Raw genomic sequence first — 15,610 nt, 5'->3', positions numbered from 1 at the left:
GTCACTTGTTTGGCACTACATATTGAGTAAAGTTAGAGGTCGCAACTAATATTTGACGTCATTTGTCCAAAGACATACCTGCTGTCAAAATTAGTCTCAAGATTGCTATTTGTAAACTGCTGAGCGGCCATGCTCCACTCAACACGCTCAGCATGAACATGGACTCAAAAATCCATGTAAAAAGGAGTGTGTTATGCAGGAAACACCAGCACAGGAGGCTTGGGACGGCTTTGTCGGTGGTAACTGGCAAAAAGCAATTGACGTCCGAGACTTCATTCAGAGGAATTACACCCCTTACGATGGCGATGATTCCTTCCTCGCTGGTCCAACTGAGGCTACCACAAAGCTTTGGGCGGATGTTATGGATCTCTTTGCTCAAGAGACCGCAAATGGTGGTGTACTTGATATGGATACCAAGCTGGTTTCCACTATCACCTCCCACGAGGCCGGCTACATTGATAAACCACTTGAGCAGATTGTTGGCCTTCAAACAGACAAGCCACTGAAGCGCGCCCTTATGGTAGACGGTGGCATTCGTATGGCAATGGCTGCTTGCAAGGCCTACGGCTACGAGGTTGACCCAGAGATTGTTGACTTCTACACCTACCGTCGCAAGACTCACAACGCTGGCGTTTTTGATGTCTACACAGAGGACATGCGTAAATGCCGTCACTCCCACATCATCACTGGTCTGCCTGACGCATACGGCCGTGGCCGCATCATCGGCGACTACCGTCGCGTTGCTCTCTACGGTGTTGACGCTCTTATCGCCGATAAGACAAATCAGAAAAATGGCACCGGCACCGTCATGGACGAGAAGACCATTCGTCACCGCGAGGAGCTTTCCGAGCAGATTCGTGCTCTCAAGGAGCTCAAGCAGCTTGGTGAGATTTATGGCTTTGATTTGAGCCGCCCTGCTGAGAACTTCAAAGAGGCTGTTCAGTGGCTCTACCTGGGCTACCTTGCAGCTGTAAAAGAGCAGAATGGCGCTGCAATGTCTATTGGCCGTAACACCACCTTCCTGGACATCTATGCAGAGCGCGATCTTGCTCGTGGTACCTTCACTGAGTCTGAGATTCAGGAGATTGTTGACCACCTGGTTATGAAGCTTCGTATGGTCAAGTTTGCCCGTACTCCTGAGTACAACGAGCTCTTCTCTGGAGACCCTCAGTGGGTCACTGAGTCCATTGGTGGCATTGGCATTGATGGTCGCTCTATGGTTACCAAGTCCTGCTTCCGCTGGCTCCACACCCTTGAAAACATGGGTACCAGCCCAGAGCCTAACCTGACTGTTCTGTGGTCTACTAAGCTTCCTGTAGGCTTCAAGCGCTACTGCGCAAAGATCTCTATTACCACCAGCTCTATCCAGTACGAGAATGACGATCTTATGCGCGTCTATCATGGCGATGACTACGCAATTGCTTGCTGCGTCAGCTCCATGCGTGTTGGTAAAGAGATGCAGTTCTTTGGCGCTCGCGCAAACCTTGCCAAGTGCTTGCTTTACGCAATCAATGGTGGCCGTGACGAGAAGACCGGCGAGCAGATTGGTCCTAAGTACCGTGCAGTTGAGGGCGAGTACCTTGATTACGACGATGTCTTCTCCAAGTATATGGACATGATGCGCTGGCTTGCTGGCGTTTATGTCAACGCTCTTAATGCAATCCACTACATGCACGATAAGTACAGCTACGAGCGCATCCAGATGGCTCTCCACGACGAGCACGTTCATCGTTGGTTTGCAACAGGCATCGCTGGTCTTTCTGTTGTTGCTGACTCCCTCTCTGCAATCAAGTATGCAAAGGTAAGGGTTGTCCGCGATGAGACCGGCCTTGTTACCGATTACATCACTGAGGGCGACTTCCCTAAGTACGGTAATGATGATGACCGCGTTGACACCATTGCTCATGACATCGTTGAGATTTTCATGAACATGATTCGCCAGAACCACACCTACCGTGATTCTGTCCCAACCACTTCTATCCTGACCATTACCTCTAACGTTGTATATGGTAAGGCCACCGGTAACACTCCTGATGGCCGTCGTGCGGGCGTTCCTTTTGCTCCTGGTGCTAACCCAATGCACCACCGCGATACTCACGGTGCTGTTGCATCCCTGGCCTCCGTTGCTAAGCTTCCATTCAACGACGCACAAGACGGTATTTCCAATACCTTCTCAATCATTCCTAATGCTCTTGGTAAGGGCTCTGACGTCTACTTCCACGGTAGCGAGCTAGACCTTGAGCACATCGACTTCTCTGATATGAATCTTGATATTCAGATTGAGAACAAGATTGATTGCGCCTGTGAGGCAGACCCATCCGCAGTTGAAGGTGCTGAGGATCGTAAATAACAAGCCCTGGCGAGAAGATCTATCTACACGTTTCTTCTCGCCAACAAACTCGTAAGGAGAAACACATGCAGTCCAACGAAGTAGCTTCCGAGCAGATTGACAACCTGGTAAACATGATTGATGGCTATGCCGAGAAGGGCGGTCATCACCTCAACGTTAACGTATTTACTAAGGACACTCTTCTTGATGCTCAGGCACACCCAGAGAAGTATCCTCAGCTGACCATTCGCGTTTCTGGTTACGCTGTTAAGTTCAATTCCCTTACCAAAGAGCAGCAGGACGACGTTATTTCTCGTACCTTCCACGACGCTCTCTAAGGATTTCTTGTCCATGTCTTGTTCTGATACTCACATGGATCTCAATGACCCGCTCACAGTTTGTGGGCGGGTCCACTCTATTGAGACCTTTGGCACCGTAGATGGTCCTGGAACTCGCCTGGTTGTGTTTACCCAGGGGTGTCCCATGCGCTGTGCCTATTGTCATAACCCCGATACCTGGCAATTTGGTATTGGAACAGAAAAATCGGTAAAAGAAATTCTTGCCACCTTTAACCGTAATAGAGCTTTTTATAGAAACGGCGGAATTACAGCCACTGGCGGCGAACCACTCGCTCAGCCTGAGTTTATCGGTGCTTTGTTTGAGGCGGCTCATAATGACCCGCAAGGACGCATTCATACCTGTCTTGACTCTTCTGGCATTGCGTATAATCCAGAAACTCCAGAAAAATTTGAGCGCGTTCTTGATAATACAGATTTAGTGCTCCTTGATATCAAGCACTCTGATCCAAAGGGCCACCTTAGTCTTTGTGAAGTTGGTTCAGAAAGACCGCTTGCGTTTGGCGATGAGCTTAATCGTAGGGGTATTAAAGTTCTTATCAGACATGTTGTAGTGCCTGGAATTACTGATTCACCAGAAGAACTTGCTGGCGTTGGTAGAATCATTGCTCACTGGGATAACGTTATTGGATTAGATCTACTTCCCTATCACGTGATGGGCGTAAAAAAGTATGAAGAGCTAGGTATCCCTTACAAACTTGCTGACACTCCTGCCATGGATGGCAAAAAGATTCCTGAGCTGCGCAAACAAATCCTTATTGCTCGTGCCCTTGAACGCAAAAAGCTTGGAAAACAGTAGATGTTAAATACCTATGATCGATACAATAGCTTAACGATGCGGCGGATATTTTTCTGTTAATCTAAAATTTGTCCTACGAATCAAATTAGATATATAAGAAGCATTACTTGGACTTCTTAGTTACAAATAAAACAATTAAAACAATTAACAACAGTACTATCCAAAACGCAGGTTGAAGCAAAATTCCTACTAACGGAAACTCCATTCCAAGGATCATGGTATCCCACCCAACTATTTTTCCCATTTCATAATTTCCTCTAAACTACCTAAGTAATCTATAGGTATTTTTCATTATATATACTGCATGATAAATTCATATAATTCCGTAAACGCATTAAAAATACCGCTTACAGAAATTAGAACAGATAGAAATTAAGGCTGATAAAATTAAAGATTGTGTGAGGAAAATACTTTTATTGAAATAAAATAATGAAAGCAAAAATTTGAGATTAACAAGGAGTAACTATGCCAAATGAAGGCAGTTATGAAGCAGCTGTTCGCCGTTCCGATGAAATCCAGGCGGATTTAGCCGAGCATGCAGGAAAGTACAACATGCTTACTGGTGACCGTCCTACTGGAAGGCTTCACCTTGGTCATTACTTTGGCACTATTGTTGAGCGCGTAAGACTCCAAAATCTTGGTGTTCATACCAATATTATTATTGCTGACTATCAGGTTATTACAGACAGAGACACCACTGAGCATATTGCAGATAATGTCTACAATATGGTTATTGATTATCTGGCCTGCGGAATTGATCCAGAAAAGACTATGATTTTCACGCATTCTGCAGTTCCAGCTCTTAACCAGCTTATGCTTCCGTTCCTCTCGCTTGTTACCGAGTCTGAGCTTCATAGAAATCCAACCGTTAAGGCAGAGCAGGAAGCATCTGGCCATGCTCTTACAGGTCTTCTCCTCACTTATCCTGTGCACCAGGCATGCGACATTCTTTTTTGTAAAGGAAATGTTGTTCCTGTTGGTCGCGATCAGCTGCCCCACATCGAGATTACTTCTAAAATTGCTCGTCGCTTTAACGAGCGCTACGGAAAGGTATTCCCGGAGGTTTCTGGCCTTCTCACCTCTACCCCATTGATTCCTGGTCTTGATGGTCGCAAGATGAGCAAGTCTTACGGTAACGCTATCTCGCTTTCTATGACAGCTGAAGAAACTGCCAAGCTCATCAAGAAGTCCAAGACTGACTCCGAGCGCATGATTACCTTTGATCCAGATAATCGTCCTGGCGTTTCTGCGCTTCTCACCACTGCTGGTATTTGTACTGGCCGTGATCCAAAAGAGATTGCTGACGAGATTGGCATGGGTGGCGGTGGAGCACTCAAGACTTACGTCATTGATGCCGTTAACACCTACTTTGAGCCGATTCGTCAGAGGCGTGCAGAGTTTGCTGCTCAGCCAGACCTTATTCGCGACATCATCCACGACGGAAACGCTCGTGCAAATGTTATTGCTAACGCCACGCTCGATGAGGTCCGCGAGGCAATGGGAATGGTCTACTAAGTGTCTGAGCTCACCTTACATGTTGAACGCATGAGCTATGGCCCGGATGCCATTGCTCATACTTCAGAAGGCAAAACGGTTTTCATCTCTGGTGGTGCTGTTCCTGGAGATACCGTTAGTGTACAGATTACCGAGGACACGGACAGGTTTTCTCGCGCACAACTTGTAAAGGTTTTGGAAGCTTCTGCGTTCAGAGAGCCTCGCCCCAATCCTTTTGTGGCACTTACAGGCGCCACTCCTTGGGGCAACATGCTCTACGAGCAGCAGCTTGTCGAGAAGCGCAACGGCGTAGTCTCTGCTCTTGAACGCATTGGGCATTTTTCACCCGACGATGCCTCCGAACTGGTAAAAGGCATTGTTTCTCCTGGCGAACCTTGGGGTTATCGCAACAAAATTGAACTGGCATTTAAGCGCAACGGCAATAAAACGCTGGTAGGCATGTATGCGCCTAACGGACAAGACATTGTTCGCATTAAAGACTGTCCGCTTTTGGATAAGAGCAACCAGAAGGCAGTTGGAGCTGTAAGCGGCGCTCTCTCCTACCTCTCGGGCTCTCACGAGCTCGACATAGAACGTATTGGCATCAGAGTGTCTAGACGCACTAAAGAGCTTGAAGTGGCGCTCTGGACCGCTCCGAGCGGCTTCCCACGCACGCAAGTGGCACGCGTTTTAGGCGACGCAGTAAAGGCAACAAGTATTGTTCGCGTTATGACCAAGGGCCCCAGTAAAGCCCGACGCGTTGTAGGTGTAGAGCGTCTGAGCGGCTCCGGCTCATGGAGCGAACTCATTGACGGCCAAAAGATGCAGCTTTCTGCACCTTCATTCTTTCAGGTCAACACTAAAGGTGCCGAGAAACTCGTTGAGCTTGTACTTTCTGGTTTGGATGTTCAGCCAGACGATGAGGCTATGGACCTCTATTGTGGAGCAGGAACCTTTACGCTTCCTCTGGCAAAGCGTGCAGGATTTGTTTCTGCTGTTGAAGCCTATGGTCCAGCAGTTAGAGATCTTCGTCGCAACCTTGAACTAGCCAAGCTTGATAACGTTGACGCAGTAGGCGGAGACGCAGGTAGAGAATTCCCTGATACAGATGCTGACGTTATTATTGTTGACCCTCCTCGTGCGGGACTTGCTCCTGATGTAATTCAGCAGCTTTCTAAGCAGAGTGCTCGTGCGATTGCCTATGTCTCATGTGATCCGGCAACCCTTGCGCGTGACCTACGCCGCTTTGTTGATGCAGGAACGTTTAGACCCGTAAGCATCACACCCGTCGATCTTTTTCCTCAAACGTTTCATGTGGAGAATGTAGTATTGCTGTCCAAAATAAAGATTTAAAACTATATAAAAGGTCTAAAATTACACGCAAGGGGAAGAAAATATGTCAGAGTTGGTTGCATACGGTACTGAAGTAAATAATATATTTCAGTTAATAGGAAATCTTGAGAACGACATAACTAAAAGTATTGCTTGGTCATTAGCACGCTGTCCCGAATTTCTTAAATCAGTAATCAATGAGGTGATGTCACTAGAGATTGATGCACAAAATGTTAGGATTAAGTATCAGGAATTTGAGAAGAATAAAGGTATAACGGATTTGGAAATAACTGATACTACTTCATTTTATATAATTATTGAAGCCAAAAGGGGCTGGATTTTACCAGGAGCTGAGCAACTCACTTTATACTCACAAAGAAAAAATATTATAGAGAGTCCAGTCTCACATAAAGCTATTATTTCAATGTCAGAGTGTAGTGAAGATTATGCAAACGCATATTTGCCTTTTAAGGTTATAAATGATATTCCAGTAAATCATCTGTCCTGGAAGAGAATATACGAACTAGCAAACTCTGCAAAAACTAGTTCTAGCAGATCACAAAAAGACTTGTTAAAAGAATTAATGAGATATTTAGGAGATATAATGACTATGCAGGCAAAAGAATCAAATTGGGTATATGTGGTTTCACTTTCAACTGAAAACCCAAAAAATTGTGATTTGACATGGATAGAATTAGTAGAAAAGAAAATGAAATATTTTCACCCATTTGGAATTAACGGTTGGCCTAAAGAACCACCTAATTATATAGGTTTTCGGTATGAAGGAAAATTACAGTCAATTCATCATATTGAAAGCTATTCGATAACAAAAAATATCCACGATGAAATTGAAGAAATGCCTAATGTGGAAGATGAATATGAGCATTTTGTGTACAGCCTTGGGAAACCAATTATACCATCAAAAGTCGTTAAGACTGGAAAGATATACGCATCTGGTCGCAAATGGGCAATGATTGATACATTATTGACTGCTGATACGATTCATGAAGCTAGTGAAATTTCCAGACAAAGAATGAATAACAAACTCTCTTAAAATGTCAATTCGACCAAAAACGACTGAAAGATACGGCAGTTCATGAAATATGCGCAAAAGATATAGCTGATTTTCGAAATTATCTGAAAGATTATCCGTAGACTGTATAATATGCATTGTCTCGCAAATTGCAAGACAATGCATTACAATATACTTACTAGGAGGTGTTGATATGAAAGATACAACTGTAAGCGCCCGCGTTGAAAATAATGTAAAAGTCGAAGCAGAAGACATCCTTCAGAAACTTGGTATTCCTGTTTCCGTTGTCATTAATTCCCTTTATCGTCAGATTATTTATCGTCATGGCATTCCTTTTTCTCTAACAATCCCGTCAAAACCAAGAGCTCTAGATGAAATGTCAGATACTGAGCTTAATGCAAAACTTCAGCATAGCTATATCCAATCGCTCTCTGGTGAGGGTAAGCCAATGAACGAAGTGTTTACTGAGTTAGAAAGGAGTCTGAAATAAGTGGACTCCTATGACATTATCGTCACACCGGATGCCGAAGCAGATCTTTTTGAAATCAGAGACTATATTGCACGCACTCTGTTGGTTCCAGATGTAGCGCTGAACTATATTCGAACACTTCAAGAAGAGATGCAAAAACTTACCTATATGGCCTCCAGCATTGCTCCTGTAGAACCAGAACCGTGGCGCTCCAAAGGTGTGCGGAAAATCATTGTTAAGAACTTTTACGTTTATTACAGGCTGGATGTTCCATCTGGCAAGGTATATATCTTGAATGTCATTTACGCAAAGCGCGATCAGCTCAAAGTGTTAAATAGAATCAATTTGAATGAGTAATTCTTTGTTTAAAAGTAAGAAGGTAAACGATAGAACAAACACCTTTAAAGTTTGAGGAGACAGCTATGAGAATTGAACATATTGCACTGTATATAAACCCTACTTTGCCGTAATCCCACTCTTTAATGGCAAAACGCTTGGTAGCGCTTTATTGCGTTTTAAGCTCTCAAACGAGAAACAAAGAATTTCTCGCACTATGCTTAGAGGATTGTTCATTACGAGCTATTTCTATCTAATTCCTGACGGTCTATTGTTTTTGACTAATGAATTTAATAAGACTCCAGACTCGATGCTTTTCCTTGCACTATTTCCCATTATGTTTGCGGCTTTAATTCTTTTTTTTATTATTACCGTTGTACTGATGCTGATGAACAAACGATTCTTGTTTGATCGACTGTCTGGCTCCTACTACACAAGCACAGTGCAAAATGAACAGCCCACTGAAACTAATACGGTGGAAACTCAAGCGGAAACTCAAGCGGAGGCTGAAAAAGACATTTAAGAACATCAAATGTGGTTCCAAAACAGACAAGAAAAGGGCGCGTGGACCTGCTGATGAAAGAAGAATGTAAAAGTCCTATTACCCTATATACACCGTCTTTAGAAGATCTTTGGTTTCGCCAGAAGATGATGGTAGACGAAGAAACGATGTCATATAACCATGCCTGGGGAGGAACAATTCCTTTTCCAAAAGAAGTGTGGCAAGGCTGGTATGATTACTGGATTGTAAAACACGAGAATAAACGTTATTACAGGTATTTAATGGATAGCGGCGATCATTTTATTGGAGAGGTCGCCTATCACTTTGATAGCGATAAGAATATTTATCTTGCAGACGTCTTAGTCTACGCACCATATAGAAAAATGGGCTACGGCAGCATTGGATTAAATTTGCTCTGTGATGCAGCTAAACAGAATGGCATTAAGCAGCTCTATGATGATATTGCCATAGACAATCCATCAGTCACGATGTTTCTAAAGAATGGATTTGTTGAAGAGTACAGAACTAGCGAATTTATCATGCTCAAAAAAGAGCTATAAAAGAGTTCCTCAATAAGACAGTTGTACTAATTGGAGCGGTTGTACTAAAAATTAAACCTTTTATATATGCAGGTCAGATGTGCACTTACTACTTCAAGTAATGTTCTTTCAATTATCTACGCCTTTGTTGTTGCATAACAGCAAAGAAACGTGTAAAAAATACATTGCAATCAAGTACTCTTGAATGCAAGATAAGTATTACTCGAGTAAGGGGCTCGAGATACGGAGAGGAATGTATTATGAAGGCAACAGTTAATGAGGATTGCATCGGTTGCGGTCTCTGCGAGAGCACTGCTCCTGAGGTATTCGAGATCGGCGAGGACGGTCTTGCTCACGCTATTGAGGAAGAGGTTCCTGAGGCTGCAGAGGACGCAGCACAGGAGGCTTGTGATGGCTGCCCAGTCACCGCTATTGAGCTTGACTAGTTTTTAGCTTAGCTTTTCTTTCTTAGTATGTAAGCCTGATGGGTTTCTCGCCTATCAGGCTTCTTTTTTGGGTACAGTATCAGCAAAACCTCAAATGATAGGAACACATATGATTCTTGCATCACAATCCCCTAGGCGCCTTGAGCTTATGCAGTCTATGGGAATAGATCCACAGGTTATGCCAGCTGATATTGATGAAGCTCAAAAAGTTGACGAGAAACCCCTTGCGCTGGTAAAGCGCTTGGCTCAGGAAAAGGCCATTGCAGTGTGTTATAAGCTCATGGAGCAGCCTAACTTTGAGCAGCTCAACAATGAAATCGTGCTTGCCGCAGATACCATTGTCTGGACAGATGACGGTCAAGTTTTTGGCAAGCCTACAAATGCTGAAGACGCCAAACGCATGCTTACTAAGCTTTCTGGTCAGACTCACCACGTATCCACTGGTGTTGCCCTGCGTCGCTTTAAGGCTTTCAAATCTCCTTCTCCTGACGGAGCACCCTCTGTTGTTGCCGTAGCGTTTGTGGAGACTACTGACGTCACGTTCTTTGAACTCTCCGAAGACGAGATTGCTGCCTACGTTGCTTCTGGTGAGCCAATGGACAAGGCTGGAGCTTACGGCATTCAGGGAAATGGTCGCTATCTAGTTCAGAGCATTCAGGGAGATTACGAGAATGTCGTGGGGCTCCCCGTCTCTTTGCTTTCTCGCGAGCTGGTTAAATTTACCGGTAATCATGACTATCTAGAGCACGCTCTTGCAGGACGTAAGCATTAAAGCACCTCTATTGATAAAGGAAAACCCTCGTATCACCTTAGATACGAGGGTTTGTACTTTTTGGCTATGCTCAACCGTTTAGTTGAACTTAACAACCTTCTGAGCTACACGGTAACCACCGATGGTGACTGTCTTACCAATCTTGCCAGGAAGGTTTGTGGCGGTGCCAACAAGGCCATAGCGAGCCTTGCGGTACATCTTCTTATCGTAAGCGCGAAGCTCATCCCAGAGCTCCTCAAGCTGGTCCATAGCATCTTCACGGTCACTCATCTTAGAGAAGACTGAGCAAATTGCCATGATGATAGTGAAGTAGCTCATCATGTACGTCTGAAGGCGTGGAGAAGAGATGTCGTCGTAAATGTGATATGCGTGCATCATATTGCGCGCTACGCGCCAGTAGTGATCAACACGACTTGTTAAGACCTTCTCGTTAACTGATTGATCGTCTCGACCAATGAAATAACGATACAGGTCAACGTCAACGTAGTAGATAGTCTTTACCTTAGGGAATGGAACATAGGCGTAGACGTTATCTACATAGAAAGTGTGTTCAGGCATCTGAATATTTGCAGAGCGCAGAACTTCAACGCGGTACGTAATTGCATGCATCAGAAGGTACTGAGACAGCTTGAAGCGGCCAATCTCGTCCCAACCAATAATCTTGTTGGTAGGAACAGCGTCGCGATAGTCTACAAAGTTCTGGGTGTTGTCCTCAACGTGCTCGTAGACGTAGTTAGAGAGAACCAGGTCAACGGGATTGTCAGAGGCAATAAAGGTACGAAGCTGCTGAAGGAAGGTCTTCAAAGCATCGCCATCTACCCAGTCATCTGAGTCAATGTTTTTGAAGTACACACCATCAGCATGAGAAACGGCCTTCATAACAGCTATGCCGTGGCCGCCGTTTTCTTGATGAACTGCTTTGATGATGTTTGGATGACGCTCCTGCCAAGCGTCAGCTTTAGCAGCAGTGTCATCTTTTACAGAACCATCATCAACAATAACAATCTGCACGTCATCAGCGTAATCAGAGCCCTCAAGAATTGACTCAATGCAGTGATCCATGTACTCCGAAGAGTTATAGCATGGAATACCAAAAGTGATTGTCTTTTTCATGCAAGCTCCCTATGCCTGATGAGCAATAAGCTCGTCAGAAAGTTCCAGTGCAGAAGCAACAACGCCATCCATATCGTAGTAACGATACTCAGCAAGGCGACCAACTGCGTGGAAGTTCAGAATGCCAGAAGTGCGCTCCTTGTAAGAACGATAGAGCTCCTGATTTTCTGGCTCGAGAATAGCGTAATAAGGGGTCTGACCACTCTCTGGAACATATGCGTGTGAATACTCACGCATGATGGTTGTTTTACCAGGAAGAACCTGACCAGTCATATGCTTGAACTCAGTGATGCGAGTAAAGTCCTCACTGGTGGTGTAATTAACAGTACCAACAGGTTGGAACTGATCCTGGTCAAGTGTCTCAAACTGCATATCAAGCGTACGATATGGCAGAGCGCCCTGATCAAGGTTGAAGAGCTCATCCAGAGGGCCGGTGTAAATTACCTCACCTGCAAATGGTTTCTCGCAAACAGCCACGTTAGAAGCGGTGAGCTTCATGATGTCACGGACATCAACATCTAGGAAGACCTCAATCAAATCATGATCAAGCATGTTCTCAAAGAGCTTGGTGTAGCCCTCTTTTGGCATGCCCTGATAGGTTGCGCCTGGGAAGTAACGATCATCATCGCCGACAAAGATTGGAACGCGACCTGTGATGGACTTGTCAATCTGGTCTGGAGTCTTACCCCACTGCTTCATGGTGTAGTGCAGGAAGACGTTCTCATAAACGTAGTCAGCAATCTCTTCCAGATCTGGATCGTTCTTCTCGCGCAGCTCCATGATAGGAACTTTGACGTTCTCACCAAACGTGAGAACCAGCTTCTGATAGAGTTTCTCGCCACGTTCTTCTCCAAAGGCAAGCTTCAAAGACTGGTGGTTAAAAGGAACCGGCATCAGCTGGCCGTTAATGTTAGCCAGAACTTTATGCTGGTAGTTAGTCCACTCAGTAAAGCGCGAGAGGAACTGGTGAACGCGGTCACTCATGGTGTGATAGATGTGTGGACCGTACTCGTGAACAAGAACGCCCGCGTCATCAAGGCGATCGTAAGCATTACCGGCAATGTGGTTTCTGCGCTCAAAGATCGCTACCTTTGAATTGCAGTTTTCTGCCATACGACGAGCAACAACTGCGCCTGCATATCCAGCTCCAACAACAATAACATCGTAGTTGTCGGGGTTAAAACCGGCAGGAAGACCATGAATGATAGACATGTAAACCTCCGTGTGCGCCTAAGTGCGCAGGATTTGTATGTGAAACTTCACTCATTTTAACACGCGTCTATAAAGTGAGCCACGCGGGGCGCAAAGCTCTGCCGTTAGGCGTAAAATATTCAACTGGTGTGAAAATGCATTTCTTAGCTTTTTGTGTCTAGCTTTTATACAAACTACAAGCTGAGAAGTGCAAAATTCAACGAGGCACAGATGTCAAAGTATGATTGGAGCACGACACATGAGCAAGTTTCTTGACCGTATGAAAGAAACCGCTAAGTCCGACGTAAAGACTATTGTTCTTCCAGAGGGCGAGGACCAGCGTACCATCGATGCAGCTCAGAAGATTGTTGCAGAGGGTATTGCAAAGGTCATTATTCTGGGCGATCCTGAGCAGATTAATGTTCCAGGCGCAACGGTAGTAGACCCTGCTACTGACGAGCGCCATGAGGCATATGCTCAGAAGTTTGCTGAACTTCGTGCTCGCAAGGGCGTCACCATTGAGGAAGCTCGCAAGCAGATGAATGACGCTACCTATTTTGCAACCATGATGGTCAAGATGGGCGATGCTGACGGTCTGGTTTCTGGTGCTTGCCACTCTACTGCAAACACCCTAAGACCTGCACTGCAGATCATCAAGACCGCTCCTGGTACCAAGCTTGTTTCTGCATTCTTTATCATGAGCACTTCAACGGACTTTGGCGAGGACGGCACCCTGCTCTTTGCTGACTGCGGTCTTAACATTGATCCATCTGCAGAGGAACTCTCCGAGATTGCTCTTGCTTCCGCTGATTCTTGGCGCGCATTTATGAGCGACGAGCCTCGCGTTGCCATGCTCTCCTACTCCACTATGGGCTCTGCTGGAGGCTCAACTGCCGAGAAGGTCCAGGAGGCCACAAAGCTTGCTCACGAGAAGAACGCTGAGCTTTCACTCGACGGCGATCTTCAGCTTGATGCAGCTCTTGTTCCTGAGGTTGGTAAGCTCAAGGCTCCATTCTCTAAGGTAGCAGGAAACGCAAACATCCTGGTCTTCCCTAACCTTGAGGCTGGCAACATTGGCTACAAGCTTGTTCAGCGCTTCAGTGGTGCTGAGGCATACGGTCCAATCCTTCAGGGCATTGCCCGTCCTGTCAACGACCTCTCCCGTGGTTGCTCCGCTGACGACATTGTTGGTGTTGTTGCAATTACTGCTGTTCAGGCTCAGATGGCAGACAACAACTAGTCTTTCTGCTCTTCTAACTTGGTATACTAAGCCAGTCTCAAAAGAGGCTGGCTTATTCTTTAGCTGGAGGCATCTATGTCTGAAATTATTTCTATTTCTAACGGCTCCCTTACCGCTTCAATTGACACCATGGGTGCACAGCTCATGAGCTTACGCAAAGGTGAGTCGGAATACCTCTGGCAAGGCGATTCCAACTGGTGGCCAAGACGTGCTCCCATCCTCTTCCCCATTGTTGGTGTCCTTAAAGACGGCAAAGCGGAGTCTGCAGAAGGCACCGTATCTCTTGCCCGTCATGGACTTGCTCGCCTCAACCAATTTGAGGTTGTCGAGCGTAGCACCTCTTCTGTAACGCTCCAGTTAAGGAGCACAGAAGAGACTCGTACGTCTTACCCTTATGACTTTGAACTTAGACTGATTTTCTCGGTATCTGACGATACGTTGACGCAAACATATGAGGTCACCAATACGGGAAACGTTGTGCTGCCGTTTACCCTTGGCGCACATCCTGCGTTCAATATTCCTGTACCCGGCGTTGAGGCAGCCTCTTTGGACCAGTATCGCCTCTTGTTTACGCGCTCCTGGACCAGCTTTGGCCCTTCTATTACTGATGAGGGTCTATGTGACTACGCAAATCCACAAAGGCTTGTTGTGGACTCTGACGCGCTTCCTCTATCTTGGGAGCTTATTGATCGCGAGAAGACCATCACGCTTGAGGACGTTCCTGATAGACGCATTACACTTGCAGCTAATGCGGAAGCTTCGTCTGAGACTCATGGCATTCAGATAGACTTTGAAGGCTTTGATTATCTGGGCATTTGGAGTGCTGCTCCTGGTTGTCCATTTGTTGCTCTTGAGCCATGGTGTGGCATTGCAGATACCGTTGACACTGATGGCGTCTTTGAGCACAAGCCAGGCATCATAAGCCTTGAGCCTGGCCAAAATATTGCTAAAACATTAAGCGTCAAAGTCTTCTAATGCATATCAGAAGAGCTGCTGCTAAAGACCTCAGCGATGTTGCAGATTTGTACGACACAGGTCGTCAGACTATGTATCAGCAAAATAACACGTTTCAATGGAATGAGAACTATCCTCTTTTAGAAGACGCTGTTGCTGATTATGAAAGATGTGGCCTTTTTGTAGTCACCGAAGATGAAACCTCTGAAGAAATCATTGGCTGTTTTTCGCTTTTAGCGGGACCAGATGATGCATACACCAATATTGCTGAAGGCAGCTGGATAAATGACTTCGATTATGTAGTTATTCATCGAGTAGCTGTTAAATATACAGGTCGCGGAATTGCAACCTACATGTTTAGATGGATTTGTGAGAACTATCCCAATGTACGCGCGGATACTTATAAAGCCAATGTTGCTATGACTACAACACTTACACATGCTGGTTTTGTGTATTGCGGCAAAGTGGTTGGACACGATAAAACACCTCGTGACGCATTTCATTTTGTAGCCTTATAGACAGCAAGAAACGCTTTGAACAAAAAGAGAGCCTGTGAATGAACTGCCTCCCATTTCTTGGACACGAGAAATGGGAGGCAGTTCAAAACACACCTAAGTCAGATAATCTGTCAAAAAGACGTATACATTACGCTGAAAATAGCTAAAACATGCAGAATATCGTCATTAGATGTGTAAAATGCCCGCA

Annotated in this window: 17 protein-coding genes; 15 read left to right on the top strand and 2 right to left on the bottom strand. The window is 45.4% G+C overall.

Annotated features, from left to right (window positions below):
* The first annotated feature begins 193 nt into the window (after window positions 1-193).
* The 12 genes from pflB to HMPREF1493_RS01860 all read left to right on the top strand — a co-directional run bounded on the left by pflB (window position 194) and on the right by HMPREF1493_RS01860 (window position 10,407).
* Complete coding sequence (gene pflB, locus HMPREF1493_RS01915) at window positions 194-2,350, top strand: formate C-acetyltransferase (RefSeq protein WP_035427400.1); 2,157 nt, start codon at window positions 194-196, stop codon at window positions 2,348-2,350.
* Between the two features lie 65 nt (window positions 2,351-2,415).
* Window positions 2,416-2,667 (top strand): autonomous glycyl radical cofactor GrcA3, encoded by a 252-nt coding sequence (gene grcA3 / locus HMPREF1493_RS01910; RefSeq protein WP_035427399.1) that lies wholly within the window; start codon window positions 2,416-2,418, stop codon window positions 2,665-2,667.
* 13 nt (window positions 2,668-2,680) lie between these two features.
* Entirely contained in the window at window positions 2,681-3,484 is an 804-nt protein-coding gene (gene pflA, locus HMPREF1493_RS01905; protein WP_051485221.1) for a pyruvate formate-lyase-activating protein, read from the top strand.
* 465 nt (window positions 3,485-3,949) lie between these two features.
* Entirely contained in the window at window positions 3,950-4,999 is a 1,050-nt protein-coding gene (trpS, locus tag HMPREF1493_RS01900) for a tryptophan--tRNA ligase (RefSeq protein WP_035427397.1), read from the top strand.
* The gene (gene rlmD / locus HMPREF1493_RS01895) at window positions 5,000-6,331 is read left to right on the top strand and encodes a 23S rRNA (uracil(1939)-C(5))-methyltransferase RlmD (RefSeq protein WP_084058284.1); all 1,332 of its coding nucleotides are present in this window, start codon (window positions 5,000-5,002) and stop codon (window positions 6,329-6,331) included.
* Window positions 6,332-6,374: 43 nt separating this feature from the next.
* Window positions 6,375-7,364, top strand: coding sequence for a hypothetical protein (locus tag HMPREF1493_RS01890; RefSeq protein ID WP_035427396.1), 990 nt, complete (start codon window positions 6,375-6,377; stop codon window positions 7,362-7,364).
* 172 nt (window positions 7,365-7,536) lie between these two features.
* Window positions 7,537-7,833, top strand: a complete 297-nt coding sequence (locus tag HMPREF1493_RS01885; protein ID WP_035427395.1) for a type II toxin-antitoxin system RelB/DinJ family antitoxin — start codon at window positions 7,537-7,539, stop codon at window positions 7,831-7,833.
* On the top strand, window positions 7,834-8,169 hold the full coding sequence (locus HMPREF1493_RS01880) for a type II toxin-antitoxin system RelE/ParE family toxin (protein ID WP_035427394.1): 336 nt from the start codon (window positions 7,834-7,836) through the stop codon (window positions 8,167-8,169). It abuts the gene before it with no gap.
* 196 nt (window positions 8,170-8,365) lie between these two features.
* On the top strand, window positions 8,366-8,671 hold the full coding sequence (locus HMPREF1493_RS01875) for a hypothetical protein (RefSeq protein WP_035427392.1): 306 nt from the start codon (window positions 8,366-8,368) through the stop codon (window positions 8,669-8,671).
* Window positions 8,672-8,682: 11 nt separating this feature from the next.
* Entirely contained in the window at window positions 8,683-9,210 is a 528-nt protein-coding gene (locus HMPREF1493_RS01870) for a GNAT family N-acetyltransferase (RefSeq protein WP_198013751.1), read from the top strand.
* A 239-nt stretch (window positions 9,211-9,449) separates the two neighbouring features.
* Window positions 9,450-9,635: a ferredoxin gene (locus HMPREF1493_RS01865; protein WP_035427390.1), complete on the top strand. Its 186-nt coding sequence runs from the start codon at window positions 9,450-9,452 to the stop codon at window positions 9,633-9,635.
* 109 nt (window positions 9,636-9,744) lie between these two features.
* Entirely contained in the window at window positions 9,745-10,407 is a 663-nt protein-coding gene (locus HMPREF1493_RS01860) for a Maf family protein (RefSeq protein WP_035427389.1), read from the top strand.
* A 78-nt stretch (window positions 10,408-10,485) separates the two neighbouring features.
* On the opposite strand, the gene HMPREF1493_RS01855 is transcribed toward HMPREF1493_RS01860, so the two are convergent.
* Both HMPREF1493_RS01855 and glf read right to left on the bottom strand, forming a co-directional pair.
* On the bottom strand, window positions 10,486-11,520 hold the full coding sequence (locus tag HMPREF1493_RS01855) for a glycosyltransferase family 2 protein (RefSeq protein ID WP_035427388.1): 1,035 nt from the start codon (window positions 11,518-11,520) through the stop codon (window positions 10,486-10,488).
* A 9-nt stretch (window positions 11,521-11,529) separates the two neighbouring features.
* Window positions 11,530-12,732 (bottom strand): UDP-galactopyranose mutase, encoded by a 1,203-nt coding sequence (gene glf, locus HMPREF1493_RS01850; protein ID WP_035427385.1) that lies wholly within the window; start codon window positions 12,730-12,732, stop codon window positions 11,530-11,532.
* A 238-nt stretch (window positions 12,733-12,970) separates the two neighbouring features.
* Here glf and pta point away from each other — a divergent pair, with 238 nt between their 5' ends.
* From pta to HMPREF1493_RS01835, 3 genes are all read left to right on the top strand, one after another.
* Entirely contained in the window at window positions 12,971-13,951 is a 981-nt protein-coding gene (pta, locus tag HMPREF1493_RS01845) for a phosphate acetyltransferase (RefSeq protein WP_035427382.1), read from the top strand.
* A gap of 75 nt (window positions 13,952-14,026) precedes the next feature.
* Window positions 14,027-14,926, top strand: a complete 900-nt coding sequence (locus HMPREF1493_RS01840) for an aldose 1-epimerase family protein (RefSeq protein ID WP_035427380.1) — start codon at window positions 14,027-14,029, stop codon at window positions 14,924-14,926.
* Window positions 14,926-15,423 carry a GNAT family N-acetyltransferase gene (locus HMPREF1493_RS01835; protein WP_051485220.1) on the top strand — a complete coding sequence of 166 codons (498 nt, stop codon included), beginning with the start codon at window positions 14,926-14,928 and terminating at the stop codon, window positions 15,421-15,423. The genes HMPREF1493_RS01840 and HMPREF1493_RS01835 overlap by 1 nt, the downstream gene beginning before the upstream one ends.
* Window positions 15,424-15,610 lie beyond the last annotated feature (187 nt).

The sequence above is a fragment of the Atopobium sp. ICM42b genome (assembly GCA_000564995.1).
Taxonomy (GTDB): domain Bacteria; phylum Actinomycetota; class Coriobacteriia; order Coriobacteriales; family Atopobiaceae; genus Lancefieldella.
The sequence above is the reverse complement of the archived record's forward strand: the minus strand, read 5'-3'. Positions and strand labels throughout refer to the sequence as shown.

Excerpts from the sequence above, each read along its gene's own strand:
- pflB (WP_035427400.1), top strand. The coding sequence starts at position 194 with ATGCAGGAAACACCAGCACAGGAGGCTTGGGACGGCTTTGTCGGTGGT.
- grcA3 (WP_035427399.1), top strand. The coding sequence starts at position 2,416 with ATGCAGTCCAACGAAGTAGCTTCCGAGCAGATTGACAACCTGGTAAAC.
- pflA (WP_051485221.1), top strand. The coding sequence starts at position 2,681 with ATGTCTTGTTCTGATACTCACATGGATCTCAATGACCCGCTCACAGTT.
- trpS (WP_035427397.1), top strand. The coding sequence starts at position 3,950 with ATGCCAAATGAAGGCAGTTATGAAGCAGCTGTTCGCCGTTCCGATGAA.
- HMPREF1493_RS01890 (WP_035427396.1), top strand. The coding sequence starts at position 6,375 with ATGTCAGAGTTGGTTGCATACGGTACTGAAGTAAATAATATATTTCAG.
- HMPREF1493_RS01885 (WP_035427395.1), top strand. The coding sequence starts at position 7,537 with ATGAAAGATACAACTGTAAGCGCCCGCGTTGAAAATAATGTAAAAGTC.
- HMPREF1493_RS01875 (WP_035427392.1), top strand. The coding sequence starts at position 8,366 with ATGCTTAGAGGATTGTTCATTACGAGCTATTTCTATCTAATTCCTGAC.
- HMPREF1493_RS01865 (WP_035427390.1), top strand. The coding sequence starts at position 9,450 with ATGAAGGCAACAGTTAATGAGGATTGCATCGGTTGCGGTCTCTGCGAG.
- HMPREF1493_RS01860 (WP_035427389.1), top strand. The coding sequence starts at position 9,745 with ATGATTCTTGCATCACAATCCCCTAGGCGCCTTGAGCTTATGCAGTCT.
- HMPREF1493_RS01855 (WP_035427388.1), bottom strand. The coding sequence starts at position 11,520 with ATGAAAAAGACAATCACTTTTGGTATTCCATGCTATAACTCTTCGGAG.
- glf (WP_035427385.1), bottom strand. The coding sequence starts at position 12,732 with ATGTCTATCATTCATGGTCTTCCTGCCGGTTTTAACCCCGACAACTAC.
- pta (WP_035427382.1), top strand. The coding sequence starts at position 12,971 with ATGAGCAAGTTTCTTGACCGTATGAAAGAAACCGCTAAGTCCGACGTA.
- HMPREF1493_RS01840 (WP_035427380.1), top strand. The coding sequence starts at position 14,027 with ATGTCTGAAATTATTTCTATTTCTAACGGCTCCCTTACCGCTTCAATT.
- HMPREF1493_RS01835 (WP_051485220.1), top strand. The coding sequence starts at position 14,926 with ATGCATATCAGAAGAGCTGCTGCTAAAGACCTCAGCGATGTTGCAGAT.